Raw genomic sequence first — 14,926 nt, 5'->3', positions numbered from 1 at the left:
CCTCTTCTGTTCTCTGGTATTAGGTCAGTCCGTTTTCCGGCTTACGAATTTGCGGTATTCAAGCGGCGAAATGCCTTCAATCTGTTTAAACAGTTTGGAAAAATAGGTTGGGTCCTCCATGCCGATGGCGTCCGCGATCGCCCCCATTTTGTCATTGGTTGCGGACAAAAGACGTTTCGCCTCCGTCATTCTGACTTTGTTCGTATACTGGCCGGGCGTGACGCCGAGCACCTGCTGCATGCAGCGGGTCACGTAGTCTTGGTTGTAATGAAGTGCCGAAGAGAGCGCTTTGATGGTTGTTTTCTCCTGATAGTGCTCCTGCAGGTACCGGGCGGCCTCCCATGCGACTCTTTCCTTTGCGGACGGGATTTGGAACGCTTCTTTCTGAAGATGGAGCAGCAGCTCTTCAAACAGAATCTGCTTTCTGAGCGGCAGGTCGGAGTTCTCGGCGCTTTCATCTGTCAGCACACTGAATTGCCCGGCCATAAACTGCGGGCGTCTCACCTTCCCTTTTTGCGGCAGGGACAAGCGGTAGCGGGACGGCTCTTCAAAGCTCCCTTTTTTTCGCCTCAGCTCCGACCAGTTGTTCCCGGTGGTTTCCGTCACCTCATAATCCGCTCCTTCAAAATGAAGCCACGAATAGGATGTCGTTTCTTCACTGCCTTTTGTTCCGTAATGTTCAAGCCCGGGAGAAAGCAGAATATATTCTCCCGCTTCAACGGAAAAGGCGTTTTCGTCTTCTGTAATGTAGAGGACGCCTTCTTTCACATACAGCAGATCAAACACCGGGAAGACCCGTCTCACATGGGTTTCGCCTTTTTTGAACACTCCTTCTCCCGCAGCGATAAAGACCGGGAACGGAGGGACTGTGAACTCGAGAAAGGACATATTTCCGGCCCTCCTTTTTAAGTCGGATTTTTGCAAGAAGTTTCGTTTCTCTCCCTTTTTATTATAAGAAAATGGAGGTACACTTTTAAACGTTGATTTTTTCAGGAAAGGGGTTAAAAGAAATGAAACAAGCGATTTTAAAACGGGCTGCATTCAAACAATCCTCTGATCACAAACTCTCATTATACGCGCTGACTTGGCCGATATTTATTGAGGTTTCATTATATATGTTTATGGGAAACGCCGACACTCTTATGCTTAGCCAATACTCTGACAACAGTGTGGCGGCCGTGGGTGTCAGCAATCAGATTTTAAATTTAATTATCGTGATGTTCAGCTTTATCGCAACGGGTACGACAATTGTGATTTCACAGTTTTTAGGATCTAAACAGAAAAAAGAGGCGCAGGAAGTGGCTTATGTATCAATAGGAGCGAACTTTGTCATCAGTCTCGCCATCAGCGCCGCCATATTTTTTGCGGCCGTTCCGCTGCTTCATGTGATGGGTCTTTCCAATGAATTGATGCCGGATGCCAAAGTCTTTTTGCAAGTGGTCGGCGGGCTGTCCTTCATTCAGGCTTTGATTATGACGTTCAGCGCCATTTTAAAAAGCTACGGTCATACGAAGGATACGATGTTCGTTACGATCGGGATGAATATTTTAAATATTGCCGGAAACTTTCTTGTCATTTTCGGGCCGCTCGGCCTTCCGGTGTTAGGCGTCGCCGGTGTTGCGATGTCAACGTCCTTTGCGCGGATCATCGGGCTCATCGCGATGATTGTGATCGTCAAAAAACGCATCGGACTCGGTCTGACATGGCAAAAGATTTTTCACGTCCATAAAGAGCACTTGCGGAAACTCCTGAAAATCGGGATTCCGTCTGCCGGCGAACAGCTGTCTTATAACATTTCACAAATGGTTGTCACTTATTTTATCGCCATTATGGGCGCTCAGGCGCTTACAACAAAGGTTTATACACAAAACATCACCATGTTTATCCTGCTGTTCGGAACGGCGATCAGCCAGGGCACACAGATTTTGATCGGCAGATATATCGGCGCCAAACGGTTTGACGACGCTTATGACCGCTGCATGAAAAGTCTGTACTGGGCGCTTGGCATTGCCGCTTTGACATCCGTGATCATGACCTTGTTTTCAAAGCAGCTGATCGGAATTTTCACAAGCAGCCCTGACATTATTGCGACGGCGAGCATGCTGATCGCCATGACGATCATTCTTGAGCCCGGCCGTTCATTTAATGTCATTATCATCAACTCGCTGCGGGCTGCCGGAGATGCAAAATTCCCCGTCTACATGGCGATGATTTCCATGTGGGGTATCGGACTGCCTCTCGCTTATCTGTTCGGCATCCATTTCGGATTGGGGCTTATGGGCATCTGGATTTCATTTATCGCGGATGAATGGGTCAGAGGCATTCTTATGTACAGAAGATGGCGGTCGCGGATTTGGATTCAAAAAGGGATTGCATAAACGCCCCGAGCTTCGTTAAGAAGCCGGGCGTTTTTTTATGCCTGCGAAAGCCGTTTTCTCATGTCACCGAGCTCTGACCGGTAATGTGCCAGCAAACCGGTAACGGCGGGTCTTGAGTATAACGGAAACAGCTCCAGCTCTTCAGACGCCTCCTCGAAATACGCCTCGGCCTCGAATGCGATGTACTCCCATACATTCATAAAAGCTTTGTTGACGGTATGGCTCTCCAGCTCTTCTTCCGTATAGCCGAATTGCATCATCACCTGGCGCGGGAGACGCTTTTTCGACCGCTCATCCGTATGGACCCCCAGAAGCACCCGGGTCAGCTGAATGGCTGCTCCTAATGAAACGGCTGCATGGCGGAGTTTCTCTTGGTTCCGGCGCGCGCAAACCGGCAGCAGAAGCAGGCCGAGGGCTCCGCCTGTTTGGCCCGCGTACATCAGCAGGTCATCAAACTCTTGATACGTTACTTTTTCTCTGTCAGAGATGTGGCCGGCGATAAACTCACGCAACGGCTCTTCTTCAAGTGCAAATTGCTGCCGCACATCAGTGAGCGCCTCCCACAAAAAGCCGTCGGCGCGTGCCCCGTTCAGAAAGTCTTGTGCCGCCTGTTCAAATCCCCCAAGTTCCTGCATATCAAGCCGATCAGCTTCGTGAAACAAAGCAAGCACCGCCCATGCGGCCCGCCTGTTTTTTGGCGGCAGGGATGAGAAAGTCCGTTTATATAAAGGAAAGTGCACCTCGGCAAGCTGGGCGCATGTTTCGTATTCGGTCATGGTATCACTCCTCTGTTTTTTAGTGTACCATATGTTTCACAATAAAAAGACCGATATCCTTCAGCGGAAACCGGTCGCGGCACTGTTATTCTTCTATATCGATACGGTACGCCTCAAACCATGTATGGATCTGGGCAAGATGGGCGATCAGCTGCGGGCCTTTCATCAGCTGGCCGAACCACGGCACCTGAAAAGATGAACCTTCTGTCTCCAGCAGCATTTCCAGCTTCTTTCTGTCAAGCAGGGTGTGAAGCACGGAATCTTTCTGTTGTAAAATCGTTTTCAGCCATTCTGTGACCCCCTGCGTGTATTTCGGGTGATGCGTTTTCGGATAAGGGCTTTTTTTGCGGTACAAAATATCTTCAGGAAGCAGTCCTTCAAGCGCTTTCCGCAAAATGCCTTTTTCCCGGCTGCCATGCATTTTCATTTCCCAAGGAATATTCCAAACGTATTCCACAAGTCTGTGGTCGGCGAACGGCACCCGTACTTCAAGACTTGCGCCCATGCTCATGCGGTCTTTGCGGTCGAGCAGATTGGTCATAAACCAAAGCATATTTAAGTAGAACAGCTGCCGTCTCGCTTTATCTGTTCCCGTCTCACCGTCTAACAGCGGCGTTTCCGCAATGGTTTCTTCATATCTCGCATTCACGTATTCTCTAAGATTCAGCCGTTTTTGCCACTTTTCATCCAAGAGCGTGACCCTCTCCTCAGTCGACCTCATCCAAGGAAATCCGTCTTCTTCTGCCGCGGTGTGAAACCACGGATATCCGCCGAAAATTTCGTCCGCGCATTCTCCGGAAAGGCTCACGACAAAATCTTTTTTAATTTCCCGGCAGAACCATAATAGCGATGAATCAACATCAGCCATGCCCGGCAGGTCTCTAACGAGAACGGATTCCTCCAGATGTTCAACCAGCTGATCCTGCGTAATCACGCACTTATGATGCTGTGTGCCGAATGCATTTGTCATTTTATCGATCCACGGGCCGTCATCATTCGGCTGAAAGGCGCTCGCTTTAAAAAATTTGCTGTTCTCCTCATAATCAATTGAATAAGTATGAAGGGGATCTCTTCCTTGTTTCTCAAAATGAGCGGCGGCTATCGCGGTTATCGCGCTCGAATCAAGCCCCCCTGATAAAAACGTGCAAATCGGCACGTCAGATACGAGCTGGCGTGTCACTGCATCCTGAAATAAGTACCGAATGTGAGCGGCGGTTTCATCGAAGCTGTCTGTATGCTTTTCGCTCTTTACATTCCAATAACGCCATATGGACAAACCGTCCTTTGAGAAAGTGAACGCATGGGCGGGACGCACCTCGTGAATTCCTTTAAACACCCCGCAGCCCGGAGTTCTGGACGGCCCGAGTCCGAATACTTCCGCAAGTCCGCCGCTGTCTGTGCGGGCTTTCACATCAGGGTGAGCAAGGATGGCTTTCAATTCCGACCCAAACAGAAAGGAAGAGCCGTGTTCTTTATAAAAAAACGGTTTGACGCCGAGCCGGTCTCTTGCCCCGAAGAGCCGCTTTCGCTTTTCATCCCAGATGGCAAAAGCGAAAATACCGTTCAAGCGGTCCACGCACTCCTCCCGCCACTCAATATAGCTGTGCAGCAGCACTTCTGTATCAGAGGTCCTCTCAAAACGGTGGCCCCTCGCCTGAAGCTCCTTCCGCAATTCCTCCGTGTTATACAGCTCGCCATTATAAATGATGGTGAACGTTTCCTCTTGATGCGTGCAGGCCATCGGCTGGCGGCCGCCTTCAATGTCAACGACCGAAAGTCTTTTATGTCCGAATAAAACATGGGGCTCTCCCCAGACGTTTGAATCATCAGGCCCTCGTTTTGAAAGAGTGTCTATCATATTGTTCATAATATGTTTCTCTTGGACGAGCTGCTTTTGAAAATCGACCCAACCCGCAATTCCACACATGTGATATCAGCTCCAATCCCGTTTCTGTCGGTTTCAAATTCGTTTCTATCAGCACTTTACCCAGTTTATGCAAAGAAACGCAGATAGTTGATTTGTCCCACTAAGAGTTGTATGAGACAAGCCCGATTTGGAAAGAACGGAAGAGAAGAAACAAACAAAGGAGACGGGCACGGTTATGAAACGAAAACAGCTTTTCTCAGAAAAAAACAAATGGGGGCGCGGCACACTGATGATAGAGGACGGCATCTGCCTCGTCGAAAACGATGAAGGCGATATCCTGCTTGCAGACAGTCTCGGAAACGCAGACGTATTGATGAAACGCGACGGCAGATGGCAGCCGGCACGGATTTTCGGCGGTTCGGCCGAAATCGGCGCAGACACCATCCCCCTGCTCGGCGGGGAAGAAATCCGTTATGAAAAAGCGGTCAAACGGCCGCTGTTAACCTTGCTCGATTCGCTGGACGATGAAACGTTTCTGCTGTTTCTCAGCCATCTGCACGGGTTCGGCCTGTCTGTATATGATTGCGTATTTTCCTATAATCAGGCGCTGTTTTCCGGTGAAGGCGTTTCGTTTTATCACTTCTCGGCGGATGACGCACAATGCGCCCTGCAGCATCACCGCGGCAGCTCGGGTAAACACGACAGATTTGAATGGACGGCATCTGACGGGCGGCGCTCCATTATGTATTCAGCGGCAAGACAAGACGGCACCGCGTAACAAACAGGCGGCACCTTTTAAATAGGTGCCGCCTGATGTATTCAGCTTTGTTTTTCACGCTGATTGACGGCCGGCGTTTGCTTTTACCCTTCACAGCCGTAGCTTTTGCGGCAACAAGAGTGATTGACGCTTTTGGCATCCTGGACATCTCTTTCGCCTCATCAACACGGCATTTCTCATTCAGCGGCACAGTTGCGCAACTAAAAAAACCCGGATGCATCCGGGTTTTTCAAGCGATTGATTAAAATACGTGAAAACCGATCGGCAAGTGAAGGCCGAGCAGCACCGTCAGGACGAGCACGATAATAAAACCGATCCACAGTCCGCCGGTTGATTTGCCTTTTTTCTTGCGGATGACGAGCATTTCCATCAGTCCGATGGTAATGATGCCGAGCAGCATTTTTCCTGCGTACTCTCCGTTCCAATTCGCAAAACGGACAAAAAGCTCAGCTCCGGTCAGAATAATAATAATGTAGAATAAGCGCAGAATCATATGCGTAATTTTTGCGCCCTTCGCTTTTCCGGCACCGTACAGCCCGTAGCTGACAAACACCAGGATAAGCGCAACGACCCATGAAGTAATATGCCAATGTGTCATTATGTTCAATTCCCCCTATCAGATCAATCTGCCTCATTTATGGTACCACAACAAGCCGCTCGGAGCATTATCAATCGTGCGAAAGACACACAATTATCCGATTTGGTTCGACAGCGTGCCGATCGGTTCAATTGTAATGTCAATGCGGTCCCCCGGCTTTAAAAATTTCGGCGGCTTAAACCCTTTTCCGACACCGGACGGCGTTCCCGTCGCTATAATGTCACCGGCTTCAAGCGTCATCCCTTTTGACAGCGTCTCGATTAATTCAGCTATCGGAAAAATCATGTCACCCGTTGATCCTGATTGGCGCAGTTCTCCGTTCACCCGCGTTTCAACTTTCAGGCTTTGCGGATCACTGACGGCCGACTTATGTACAATGACCGGGCCCATCGGGCATGTCGTATCGAGGCTTTTGCCGATAAAAAACTGTTTATGTTTTTTCTGCAGATCGCGCGCTGTTATATCATTTACAATTGTATAGCCGAATATATGATCAAGCGCATGTTCTTTGGAGATGTGCGATCCGCTTTTTGATATGATTACCGCAAGCTCCCCTTCATAATCAAGCTGCTCCGTTACGTCCAAGTGGCTGTTCACTGTTTCTCCGTGTCCTGTAACGGCAGCCGGGGCTTTCGTAAAAACCATGGGATGCTCCGGTATATCCGCCTCACTCCCCATTTCAACGGCATGATCACGATAATTTTTCCCGATGCAGATCACGTTCTTTGAAGGTCTCGGAATAGGCGCGCAAAGCTTTACGTCAGACAGCGCATACATAAATGAACCCGACTCGTCATTCGGTTTTTTCGCCCATTCCGCAAGCTGTCCGGCATGCGCGACAAACTTATCTCCTTTTTGAATGCACTCGATCAGCGAACCCGGAATCGTCTCAAGTTCAAACAATTTTTTTTCAGCCTTTTGCAGATCTAAGATTTTGTCATCATCAATAATCAGACCGACAAATTTTCGGCTGTTCAGTTCCCCTGTCGCAAATTTCATGTTAATCCCCCATCATTTTTAAATGGCATTCCTTTATGTATTCTTCCTCCGGGCGGGAAATCCCTCTTTTAAACAGGCTGAAAATAAGTGTAAAAGAGTATCAAAAATTGTCACTTTTTTAGTCATATTGACGAAATAAAACCTTCTTGGCCAAAATGGGTTATACTATTATCATCCTATGTTTTCCAAAATAATCGAGAATTGGAGATCACACGATGAACAAAATTGAAGAAAAAAGATTAACTTTATTCGAGACAGCGCAAAAATTCGGAATCAATGCGACGGAGACCATCAGGTGCAGCCAGGAGCTGGACAGCCTTTTAAACGGGTGCCGGGGCGGGCTCATCCAACAAACGAAAGACAGCGGGCCGAACCCGGCCGCACAGATTCAGCACGGCCGCGAAAGAAAAGAGGCTTTCTCATAAACGTGATATGTATATAAATCTGTATCATTTATGTATAAGACCCGGCATCTGTAAAGTGCCGGTGTTTTTTACGTCTAAAGTTTTTTCCGCTCACAAAAATGTGCATTTGTCATAAGCTATTTTAGGCAGGCAGCCCAGATAAGCTCCTGGAGTGCAGTCATGAAAATCTTCACGAAAAGGATGTGCTCGTATGCCCGCAATTGTCGGAGCGTTTAAAATTAATGCCGTCGGTACGAGCGGAGTCGTTCATATAGGCGACTGCATCACCATTTCTCCAAAAGCAGAGGTTAAGACATTTGCCGGAGCGGGCAGCTTCAATACCGGAGACAATCTCACACTGACGAATTACAGGAATTCAACGAATGTGTACGATAATGATGTAATCGATCAGCCGATGGCAGGAAACGCATAAAGGAGGCGCCGTATGAATTTTTACGTCAATCAGTCGATCCATATCAATTACATGCGTGTAGAATCTGTCAGCAATTCCTCCATACTGCAAATCGGAAGCGCCGGTTCAATTAAATCTCTTTCCAATCTGTACAATACAGGGAGTTATGTTGAGCCGGCGCCGCCTGTCACCGCGGGGCAGCAGGCTGTAACAACAGGGGGAGGTCCCGGCACCTCATCATTTGTACCGCTCCAGCCGCCAAGCCGGTAGTTTTAATGAAGGAAACGAGACGCGAGGTGAATGTCATGTATGATCAATCCGTTTCATCCTACCTGCAGAATTTAAATTCTTTCGTCCAGCAGCAGGCGCAGCAGATTCAGGAGCTCGAACGGCAGCTGAAAGAATTCCAAAATGAAATTTCAACGCTGAAGCAGCAGCCTTCTACAAGAATCGATCGGCTCGAGTATAAATTTGATCAGCTGAAAATTGAACGGCTGGAAGGAACGCTGAATATCGGATTGAATCCGACTGATCCGAATGCCGTGCAAAACTTCGAAGTCGGCCAGACATCTCCGCAGGTCGGAATGATGCAGCAGGAACAGGCGGGCCAGCAAATGCAGCAAATCCGTCAAAACGTCGATATGTACCTGAATGAAGAAATCCCCGCGCTTTTAGAGCAGCTCGAAACTCAGTATGAGAGCAGGCTGGACGAAACGAACAAATATCATATTATTGAAGATATCAGAAAGCAGATGGACAGCCGGATTCAGTATTATCTGTCCCATGTCCCGAAAGAAGAAAATACGGCGCCCGCGCAATATGCCGAGCAGATTGCCGAACATGTGAAGCGTGATATTGTCAGGGCCGTCGAGCACTTTATTAAACACATACCTGGTGAAATGAAAGGTGATGATCCGTCATGATTTTTACAGTGATTAACCGGAATATTGAAGTCGGCGACATCCGGTCTACCGGTGTATCCAGTTCTTCCTTATTATTAATCGGCGACACCGATTCCGTCTATCTGTCTTCCATCTTTGACACGCCTCCGGAATCTCTTATTATCGGGCCTTATGTGCCGCTGGCGCCGGAATAATGTTAAAGCGCATTTCACGCCTCCGGAACGCCAAAATCAATTCAGTCGGGATTGCGAGTGTCTTTCAAGCAGGCGATACGAATGAAATCAATATGCGGATCAAAGTATTGGCCGATCAGCGCAGTCTTGCTGTATACAGAGATGATGAAGGCTCATTTAACAAAAAAGAATACCAGATCTTTCGGCAGCCGGCCGTCATGCCGTTACCGGAAACGGGAGTCCAAAGCGCATTCTGCCATGAAAATCCTTCAATTCGGGTAAGGAATGTAAAAGTTCAAGGGGTATCGTCAGCGTCCGTGGTTCAAATCGGATCGACGTCGGTCGTTCTGGGAGATTCGCGGCTGAAACATATTAGGCAGATCTTCACGCCAAGCTCACAATCACAGCAGCCCTGACATATAATGACGGTGAGACTTCTATAAAGGGTGTCGTTTATGCCAGCAATTACCGGACCTATAGCTATCAATTCCATATCGGGCGGAGTCGTAAACTTTGGTGATTCCTTTTACCTTTCTCCAAAAAGCTCTTCTAAATCTGCGCTCGGTTCGGGAGCAGGCAATACCGGAGATTTCCTGTTATTAAACAACGTTGTCAATGCGACAAACTATATAGACCCCGATGTCAGCGATCAAAATGTGGTCGGAAACGCCTAAAAAGCAGCCGCTCTTTCAGAAGAGGGCTGCTTTTGGTTCAGCGTTATTTTCGTTCATTTGCTTTTTTTGTTTTTACAAGCTTTTCCGGCGGCTGTTTTCTGATCCATTTCACAAACCGCGCGAGTTTCGGGTCACGCCGCAGCTCTTCTATTCCCGCGAGCCTTGCCGCAAGCTCCTGATTCGTATAGAGCGCGTGAACCTGTTTATGACAAGGGATGCAGAGCATTGCGGTCGGAAGGAATGTCCCGCCTTCTTCCTTAGGCGTTAAGTGGTGTTCCGTCAGCCGCACATGATGGCGGCCGCATAATTCACATGTGCCCTCGGCAGAATCGGCCATAATTCCTTCTCCTTTCTACATGATCTCCAATGTGACCCGGGTGCCTTTCCCGCCCGGTTCGGACGGATGAACGATTAATTTTTTCGGCAGACGCGCTCTCAGCTCCTGCACATGGCTGATCACTCCGACGGATAAGTTGTCCGATTGCAGCTTTTCGAGCGCTGTGACAACGGTGTCTAAGAGCCCTTGGTCAAGAGTCCCGAATCCTTCATCTAAGAAAAAGAATTGCAGCGGGTATTGCCCCCGCAGCTGAATCTGGGCGGACAAGGCAAGCGCAAGCGACAGCGATGTCAGAAACGTCTCCCCGCCGGAAAGGCTTGATACAGGCCGTTTGACGCCTCCGTTCGCGTCATCACGCATGACGAAACCGCCTTCTGAATCGACTAATATGGCATACCGCTGCCTTGTCAGCGCTCCGAGACGGGCAGAGGCGTCCCGAGCCACGCTTTCCAGCTGTTCTTCCGCTAAAAATTCGACGAATGTATTGCCTTTACATACAGACTGGAGCTTATCAAGCCTGTCAATCTGTGTCTGCCAGCTTTTCAGTTCGGCTTCAATCTCTTTAAAGCGCTTATGCTGTTTTTGCATAACCGCGAAGGCTTTTGCCTGTGCTCCTTTTTCCTCCATGGCGGCGCCTGACTCAGCCTCTGCCTGCTTCAGCAGAGAAACGGATGCTGTCCATTCTTCCTCCGATATCCGGCGCTCGGCTAATTTATCAGTAACACGGCTGATATTTGCCGATAGCTGTTTTGAGGTGTCCAGAAACTCATCAATTTCTTTTTTCATTTCCTCTGCACGCCCTTGCGGAAGCAGACTTTTTTTAACTTGGTCCGGTTCGGTAAACCCGGTGTCTTGTGACCTCACGCGCCAGTCGTTTTGCGCTTTCTCAAGAGAGGCCTCAGCATCCCTGAGTGACATGAGACTCCCTGATTCCCGGCCTTTTGCGTCATTCAGCGATTGCTGCGCCTGCTTCAGCGCATCGAATAGGGACTGTTCTTTTGATTTTAACAGCTGTAATTCCTGCCGCACCGCTTCAAGCTTTGCGGAAATTGATGTTTCTTCAGCTGCTGTTCCGAGCTCTTGTTCATATCCGTCAATCACCTGCTGCAGGCGCTCAGACGCATAGTGAAGCTCGAGCCGTTCCCGTTCAAGCCGATGCTTCATCTCCTGCAGGCGTTCTTTCTCCTCTTCATGTTCCTTGAGGAATGCGATGCTTGTTTCAATGCGCTTCTCACATTCTTCTGCCTGCCTGTCCTTCTCATCTATCGAAGCCTGCCAGGCGTCAATCCGGTTTGGCGGAATATCACCGCAGACTTCGTTGTACTGATTCAATCGGCTTTCTGACAGCGATTCAAGCTCTTCTAATGAATGTCTGAGACGGTCGGCTTCTTTTTCCTCGTAGCGGATTCGTTCGGCAAGCTGCTCAGCTTGTTTTACCGTCTGCTGATGCGCGCTGATCAGTCTTGTGACCTTCTCTTTTACCGACAGCATATCCTGTTTCATTTGTTTCCATTCCAAGCGGACGGCGCTGAACGCTTCATCAAGCGGGCGTCCGCTGATGGAAGAAGCGGCTTCCAGCTCCGGAACCCGGGCGCTTTGCAGAAACGGACATTCTTCGGTAAAACGCCCCGACTGTTCTTCTAATGCAACCTTGGCTGTCAGCACTTCCTGAGAAAGAGCCGCCGCCTCAGAAAGCAGTGCTTCCACCTGCTGCAAATGTTCCTGCACAGCGGTATCAGGCGAGAATGTTTCATGAGCGGAACGCGGGCGGTCATGCTGCGTCGAGCCGCATACAGGACAAGGCTTTCCTTCGATCAGTTTTTCCGATAATTCTTTTGTTAATGCAGCCGTTCTCGCTTCCTCTGAGCGCCTGCGGAGATCGGCTTGCGTTTTTTCAGCCCGTTCGGCTGCGGCTTTCAGTGAACGTTCCGTTTCACAGACCATATGGTAAACGGTTTGCAGCGTTTGATAAGCGCGCGTAATGTCTTCCTCTTCCGTTTTCGCTTTCGCTGTGAGCGACTCGCTTTCTCTGTTGAGCTTCTCCACGTTTTTCAGCTGCGTTGTCAGATTGGCCCGCTCTTTCGTGATTTGTTCCTGTGTCTGCTGAAAGCCCGCCGCCAGCTGTGCTGCGGTCTGGCATTTTTTCCGTTCATCGGCGGTCACCTGAACTGCTTTCAGCTCTTCTTTCAGCTCATTCTGCCTGTTTTGGCCGCGGGTCAGGCGGTCTTTCACTGCGGCCAGCTGTTTCGAGGCGGCTTCGTATTCTTCCTCTTTTTTGCTGTGCTCCGCATTTGTTTTTTCCGCTTCTTTTTTCGCTTCAAGCAGTTTTTGTTCAATGGCTGAAAGTCTTTGATACAGCTCTTCTTCCTTGACAAGTTTCGGCTCCTGTTCGGCCTTATGGGCGCGCCATGCTTCATAGGCTTCATTTTGCCGGGTAAATGAAACGGTTTCCGCCTCTGATTTCCGTTTGGCCAGTTCGTGTTCCTGTTCGGCGCGCTGCTTCCGGCGGACGGCTTCGGTGCAGCGGTCTGCGTACGGCTCAAGGGCGAGAGCTGTTTCCGCCTCTTTAAGACGCTCAGTCAAATCCGTGATGTACGGGCGTCTTTCCTCAAGCTTTTTCTCCCGGCGCTCATATTCATCTCTTTCTGTCTGCAAGTTCCAAATTTCCTGGTGATTTTCAAAACGCTCTTTTGCCCGGACCCGTTTCTTCTCAGCTGCTTCAAGCCGTTCGTTCGCTTCGTGAAACTGCTGTTCAGCCAGCTTCAGCGCATCTTCTCCTGCGTCTCCGAGGCCGGATTGTTCGGCCAGCATTTCATTTTTTTTCGCTGCCGCTTCCTGCGCCCGCCGCCGCAATTTTTTGACAAGCCTGTCCCCGTACTGTTCCAGATTAAACAGGCGCTGGAGCATATGTCTTCTTTCCGCGCCTTTAAGCGACAGAAACTCGGCAAACTTTCCTTGCGGCAGAACGACGGCTCTTGTAAAGTCGTCAATGGTCAGGCCAAGAAGCTCCTCTACCTTTTTGTTCACTTCATTCGCTTTATCGGCCAGCACCGTTTGTTCGTCTTTGATTTCAATCAGCCGGCAGAGGGCGGTTTTTACTTTCGTTTCATCCGTTCTCTTAAAAACGCGCTCGACCTTGTAGGAAACCCGGTGGCCGGATTGAAGCGCGAATGTAAATGAGACGGCAAGCTGATCTTCGGCATGATTCAGAATGCCGTGCGTATTATTTGCGGCGCGCTCCACTTTTCCGTATAAAGCGAGTGTCATGGCATCAAGGATCGACGATTTTCCGCTTCCGGTCGGCCCGAAAATCCCGAACACCCCGGCTCCTGACAGTCCGGCAAAATCAATGGTCTGTTCCTCCCTGAAGCTGTGGAGCCCTTTTATCGTTAACAGAATCGGCTTCATGTCGCATCCTCCTCATCATCTGCTGACGCAAGCTCTAAAAACAGCTTGACCATCTCCTCATCCGGCACGCCGCCGCCCGTTTGTTTTTCATAAAACTTCTTAAATCGATCCTCAATTGATGTGTGTTTCACTTCAATCCGGTCATTTTCGGTCTCTTTTTCTTCAAAAACCGGCCTGATATGGATAAAGCCGGGATGCGCCTTTCTCAGCCGATGAATTTCCTCGAGAGAAAGCTGATCCGTCAAATGGATATCAAGATCGATCCAGGCATTCCGGTCACGCCCTTCATCAAGCCAGCCGTGAACCTCGCTCAGCCCCTGCGCTTTCCATTTGACGAGCGGTTTACCGGAAGACAGGAAAATCTCTTCCCACTTCGCTTTTCCGCCGGGCTTCGCTTCTACCACCGTCACCGATTTGGCATAACCGGCTTCCGAAAAGCTGTATGCGAGCGGAGAGCCTGAATAACGGGCAGCCGTCTTGGCGCGCTTGATCGTTTGCGGACGGTGGAGATGGCCGAGAGCCACGTAAGCCGCATCAGCCGGCAGGCTGTCAGCGGCGACCGTGTAAGCGCCCCCGACTTCAATCGGACGCTCTGAATCGGTCTGATTTCCCCCCGCGACATAAATGTGGCTCGCCGCGATTTTCACGGCATCGTTCCGGCACAGTCCGCACATGTGAGCAAACGCCTCTCTGATTTTCACATCGTAATGATCGCGAAGAAGCTTTTCCTCAAACGTATCAGAAAGCACTTCGTTTAATCTCGCCTCTGACGGATATGCCAGCGCGGCTACGGCTAACAGCTCGTCCGCCGACGGCACCTCAATATGGACGGGTTCTGTCCGCGGATAGCCGATTAAATGAATGCCGCGCTCATTTGTTAACGGAGAAGCCGCCGCCAGCCTGTCGGGATTGTCATGGTTTCCGGCAATGACGACAACCGGGCGTTTTCCGCCGTCAGAAAGCGCGGAAAGACTTTCGTAATACAATTGTTCAGCGAGCGCAGGCGGGTTGACCGTATCGAATACATCCCCCGCCATAATGACCGCATCAATGTTTTCTTCCTTGACAATGGTATTCAGCTCTTCCAGTACTTCGGCCTGCTCGCTCAGCCGGCTTCTGCCTTCCAGCGTTTTGCCGAGGTGCCAGTCAGCTGTATGTAAAATGCGCATACCGCATTCACCTCACTTTTTGATAGAAAAAAAGATCCGCTCCAAAAAGGA

Annotated in this window: 17 protein-coding genes; 9 read left to right on the top strand and 8 right to left on the bottom strand. The window is 49.7% G+C overall.

Translation table 11 applies throughout. The features are described from left to right. Positions 1-24 precede the first annotated feature (24 nt). Positions 25-888, bottom strand: coding sequence for an AraC family transcriptional regulator (locus tag L3V45_RS05385; RefSeq protein ID WP_003155120.1), 864 nt, complete (start codon positions 886-888; stop codon positions 25-27). Between the two features lie 122 nt (positions 889-1,010). Here L3V45_RS05385 and L3V45_RS05380 point away from each other — a divergent pair, with 122 nt between their 5' ends. Continuing rightward, on the top strand, positions 1,011-2,378 hold the full coding sequence (locus L3V45_RS05380) for an MATE family efflux transporter (RefSeq protein ID WP_003155121.1): 1,368 nt from the start codon (positions 1,011-1,013) through the stop codon (positions 2,376-2,378). Between the two features lie 35 nt (positions 2,379-2,413). Here L3V45_RS05380 and L3V45_RS05375 read toward each other — a convergent pair whose 3' ends face one another. Further along, positions 2,414-3,154: a squalene/phytoene synthase family protein gene (locus L3V45_RS05375; RefSeq protein WP_003155122.1), complete on the bottom strand. Its 741-nt coding sequence runs from the start codon at positions 3,152-3,154 to the stop codon at positions 2,414-2,416. A gap of 85 nt (positions 3,155-3,239) precedes the next feature. Beyond that, positions 3,240-5,081: an asparagine synthase (glutamine-hydrolyzing) gene (asnB, locus tag L3V45_RS05370; RefSeq protein WP_095315297.1), complete on the bottom strand. Its 1,842-nt coding sequence runs from the start codon at positions 5,079-5,081 to the stop codon at positions 3,240-3,242. A 175-nt stretch (positions 5,082-5,256) separates the two neighbouring features. On the opposite strand from asnB, the gene L3V45_RS05365 reads away from it, so the two are divergent. Then, positions 5,257-5,799, top strand: a complete 543-nt coding sequence (locus L3V45_RS05365; RefSeq protein WP_170936233.1) for a DUF2777 family protein — start codon at positions 5,257-5,259, stop codon at positions 5,797-5,799. A gap of 241 nt (positions 5,800-6,040) precedes the next feature. Here the strand turns inward: L3V45_RS05365 and L3V45_RS05360 are convergent, their stop codons facing one another. Together L3V45_RS05360 and L3V45_RS05355 are read right to left on the bottom strand one after the other, a co-directional pair. Then, positions 6,041-6,397: a YisL family protein gene (locus L3V45_RS05360; RefSeq protein WP_003155128.1), complete on the bottom strand. Its 357-nt coding sequence runs from the start codon at positions 6,395-6,397 to the stop codon at positions 6,041-6,043. 93 nt (positions 6,398-6,490) lie between these two features. Next, entirely contained in the window at positions 6,491-7,396 is a 906-nt protein-coding gene (locus tag L3V45_RS05355; protein WP_014417375.1) for a fumarylacetoacetate hydrolase family protein, read from the bottom strand. Between the two features lie 215 nt (positions 7,397-7,611). On the opposite strand from L3V45_RS05355, the gene L3V45_RS05350 reads away from it, so the two are divergent. The 7 genes from L3V45_RS05350 (at position 7,612) to L3V45_RS05320 (ending at position 9,961) form a co-directional block, all read left to right on the top strand. Then, a complete protein-coding gene (locus L3V45_RS05350; RefSeq protein ID WP_003155132.1) occupies positions 7,612-7,821 on the top strand; it encodes an aspartyl-phosphate phosphatase Spo0E family protein in 210 nt (69 codons plus the stop codon). A 190-nt stretch (positions 7,822-8,011) separates the two neighbouring features. After that, entirely contained in the window at positions 8,012-8,233 is a 222-nt protein-coding gene (locus tag L3V45_RS05345) for a spore germination protein (RefSeq protein WP_003155135.1), read from the top strand. A gap of 12 nt (positions 8,234-8,245) precedes the next feature. Continuing rightward, a complete protein-coding gene (locus L3V45_RS05340) occupies positions 8,246-8,482 on the top strand; it encodes a spore germination protein GerPB (RefSeq protein ID WP_003155138.1) in 237 nt (78 codons plus the stop codon). A gap of 35 nt (positions 8,483-8,517) precedes the next feature. Then, complete coding sequence (locus L3V45_RS05335) at positions 8,518-9,135, top strand: spore germination protein GerPC (protein ID WP_003155139.1); 618 nt, start codon at positions 8,518-8,520, stop codon at positions 9,133-9,135. Then, positions 9,132-9,308: a hypothetical protein gene (locus L3V45_RS05330; RefSeq protein WP_003155141.1), complete on the top strand. Its 177-nt coding sequence runs from the start codon at positions 9,132-9,134 to the stop codon at positions 9,306-9,308. The genes L3V45_RS05335 and L3V45_RS05330 overlap by 4 nt, the downstream gene beginning before the upstream one ends. Further along, positions 9,308-9,703, top strand: coding sequence for a spore germination protein GerPE (locus L3V45_RS05325; protein WP_003155142.1), 396 nt, complete (start codon positions 9,308-9,310; stop codon positions 9,701-9,703). The genes L3V45_RS05330 and L3V45_RS05325 overlap by 1 nt, the downstream gene beginning before the upstream one ends. Positions 9,704-9,742: 39 nt before the next feature. Further along, positions 9,743-9,961: a spore germination protein gene (locus tag L3V45_RS05320; protein WP_003155143.1), complete on the top strand. Its 219-nt coding sequence runs from the start codon at positions 9,743-9,745 to the stop codon at positions 9,959-9,961. A 43-nt stretch (positions 9,962-10,004) separates the two neighbouring features. On the opposite strand, the gene L3V45_RS05315 is transcribed toward L3V45_RS05320, so the two are convergent. The 3 genes from L3V45_RS05315 to sbcD are packed head-to-tail and all read right to left on the bottom strand — an operon-like array spanning position 10,005 to position 14,875. Further along, the gene (locus tag L3V45_RS05315; protein ID WP_003155144.1) at positions 10,005-10,298 is read right to left on the bottom strand and encodes a hypothetical protein; all 294 of its coding nucleotides are present in this window, start codon (positions 10,296-10,298) and stop codon (positions 10,005-10,007) included. 15 nt (positions 10,299-10,313) lie between these two features. Then, positions 10,314-13,706 carry an exonuclease subunit SbcC gene (gene sbcC / locus L3V45_RS05310; protein ID WP_236837281.1) on the bottom strand — a complete coding sequence of 1,131 codons (3,393 nt, stop codon included), beginning with the start codon at positions 13,704-13,706 and terminating at the stop codon, positions 10,314-10,316. Further along, positions 13,703-14,875, bottom strand: coding sequence for an exonuclease subunit SbcD (gene sbcD / locus L3V45_RS05305; RefSeq protein WP_088037063.1), 1,173 nt, complete (start codon positions 14,873-14,875; stop codon positions 13,703-13,705). Before sbcD ends, sbcC begins: the two co-directional genes overlap by 4 nt. Positions 14,876-14,926 lie beyond the last annotated feature (51 nt).

This window comes from Bacillus sp. R45, assembly GCF_021729365.1.
Classification (GTDB): Bacteria; Bacillota; Bacilli; order Bacillales; family Bacillaceae; genus Bacillus; species Bacillus velezensis.
Note: the sequence above shows the minus strand (reverse complement) of the source record. Positions and strands in the feature narration are given on the sequence as shown.

What these genes read in the sequence shown, in the direction of transcription:
- L3V45_RS05385 (WP_003155120.1), bottom strand. Translation starts at nt 888, where the DNA reads ATGTCCTTTCTCGAGTTCACAGTCCCTCCGTTCCCGGTCTTTATCGCT.
- L3V45_RS05380 (WP_003155121.1), top strand. Translation starts at nt 1,011, where the DNA reads ATGAAACAAGCGATTTTAAAACGGGCTGCATTCAAACAATCCTCTGAT.
- L3V45_RS05375 (WP_003155122.1), bottom strand. Translation starts at nt 3,154, where the DNA reads ATGACCGAATACGAAACATGCGCCCAGCTTGCCGAGGTGCACTTTCCT.
- asnB (WP_095315297.1), bottom strand. Translation starts at nt 5,081, where the DNA reads ATGTGTGGAATTGCGGGTTGGGTCGATTTTCAAAAGCAGCTCGTCCAA.
- L3V45_RS05365 (WP_170936233.1), top strand. Translation starts at nt 5,257, where the DNA reads ATGAAACGAAAACAGCTTTTCTCAGAAAAAAACAAATGGGGGCGCGGC.
- L3V45_RS05360 (WP_003155128.1), bottom strand. Translation starts at nt 6,397, where the DNA reads ATGACACATTGGCATATTACTTCATGGGTCGTTGCGCTTATCCTGGTG.
- L3V45_RS05355 (WP_014417375.1), bottom strand. Translation starts at nt 7,396, where the DNA reads ATGAAATTTGCGACAGGGGAACTGAACAGCCGAAAATTTGTCGGTCTG.
- L3V45_RS05350 (WP_003155132.1), top strand. Translation starts at nt 7,612, where the DNA reads ATGAACAAAATTGAAGAAAAAAGATTAACTTTATTCGAGACAGCGCAA.
- L3V45_RS05345 (WP_003155135.1), top strand. Translation starts at nt 8,012, where the DNA reads ATGCCCGCAATTGTCGGAGCGTTTAAAATTAATGCCGTCGGTACGAGC.
- L3V45_RS05340 (WP_003155138.1), top strand. Translation starts at nt 8,246, where the DNA reads ATGAATTTTTACGTCAATCAGTCGATCCATATCAATTACATGCGTGTA.
- L3V45_RS05335 (WP_003155139.1), top strand. Translation starts at nt 8,518, where the DNA reads ATGTATGATCAATCCGTTTCATCCTACCTGCAGAATTTAAATTCTTTC.
- L3V45_RS05330 (WP_003155141.1), top strand. Translation starts at nt 9,132, where the DNA reads ATGATTTTTACAGTGATTAACCGGAATATTGAAGTCGGCGACATCCGG.
- L3V45_RS05325 (WP_003155142.1), top strand. Translation starts at nt 9,308, where the DNA reads ATGTTAAAGCGCATTTCACGCCTCCGGAACGCCAAAATCAATTCAGTC.
- L3V45_RS05320 (WP_003155143.1), top strand. Translation starts at nt 9,743, where the DNA reads ATGCCAGCAATTACCGGACCTATAGCTATCAATTCCATATCGGGCGGA.
- L3V45_RS05315 (WP_003155144.1), bottom strand. Translation starts at nt 10,298, where the DNA reads ATGGCCGATTCTGCCGAGGGCACATGTGAATTATGCGGCCGCCATCAT.
- sbcC (WP_236837281.1), bottom strand. Translation starts at nt 13,706, where the DNA reads ATGAAGCCGATTCTGTTAACGATAAAAGGGCTCCACAGCTTCAGGGAG.
- sbcD (WP_088037063.1), bottom strand. Translation starts at nt 14,875, where the DNA reads ATGCGCATTTTACATACAGCTGACTGGCACCTCGGCAAAACGCTGGAA.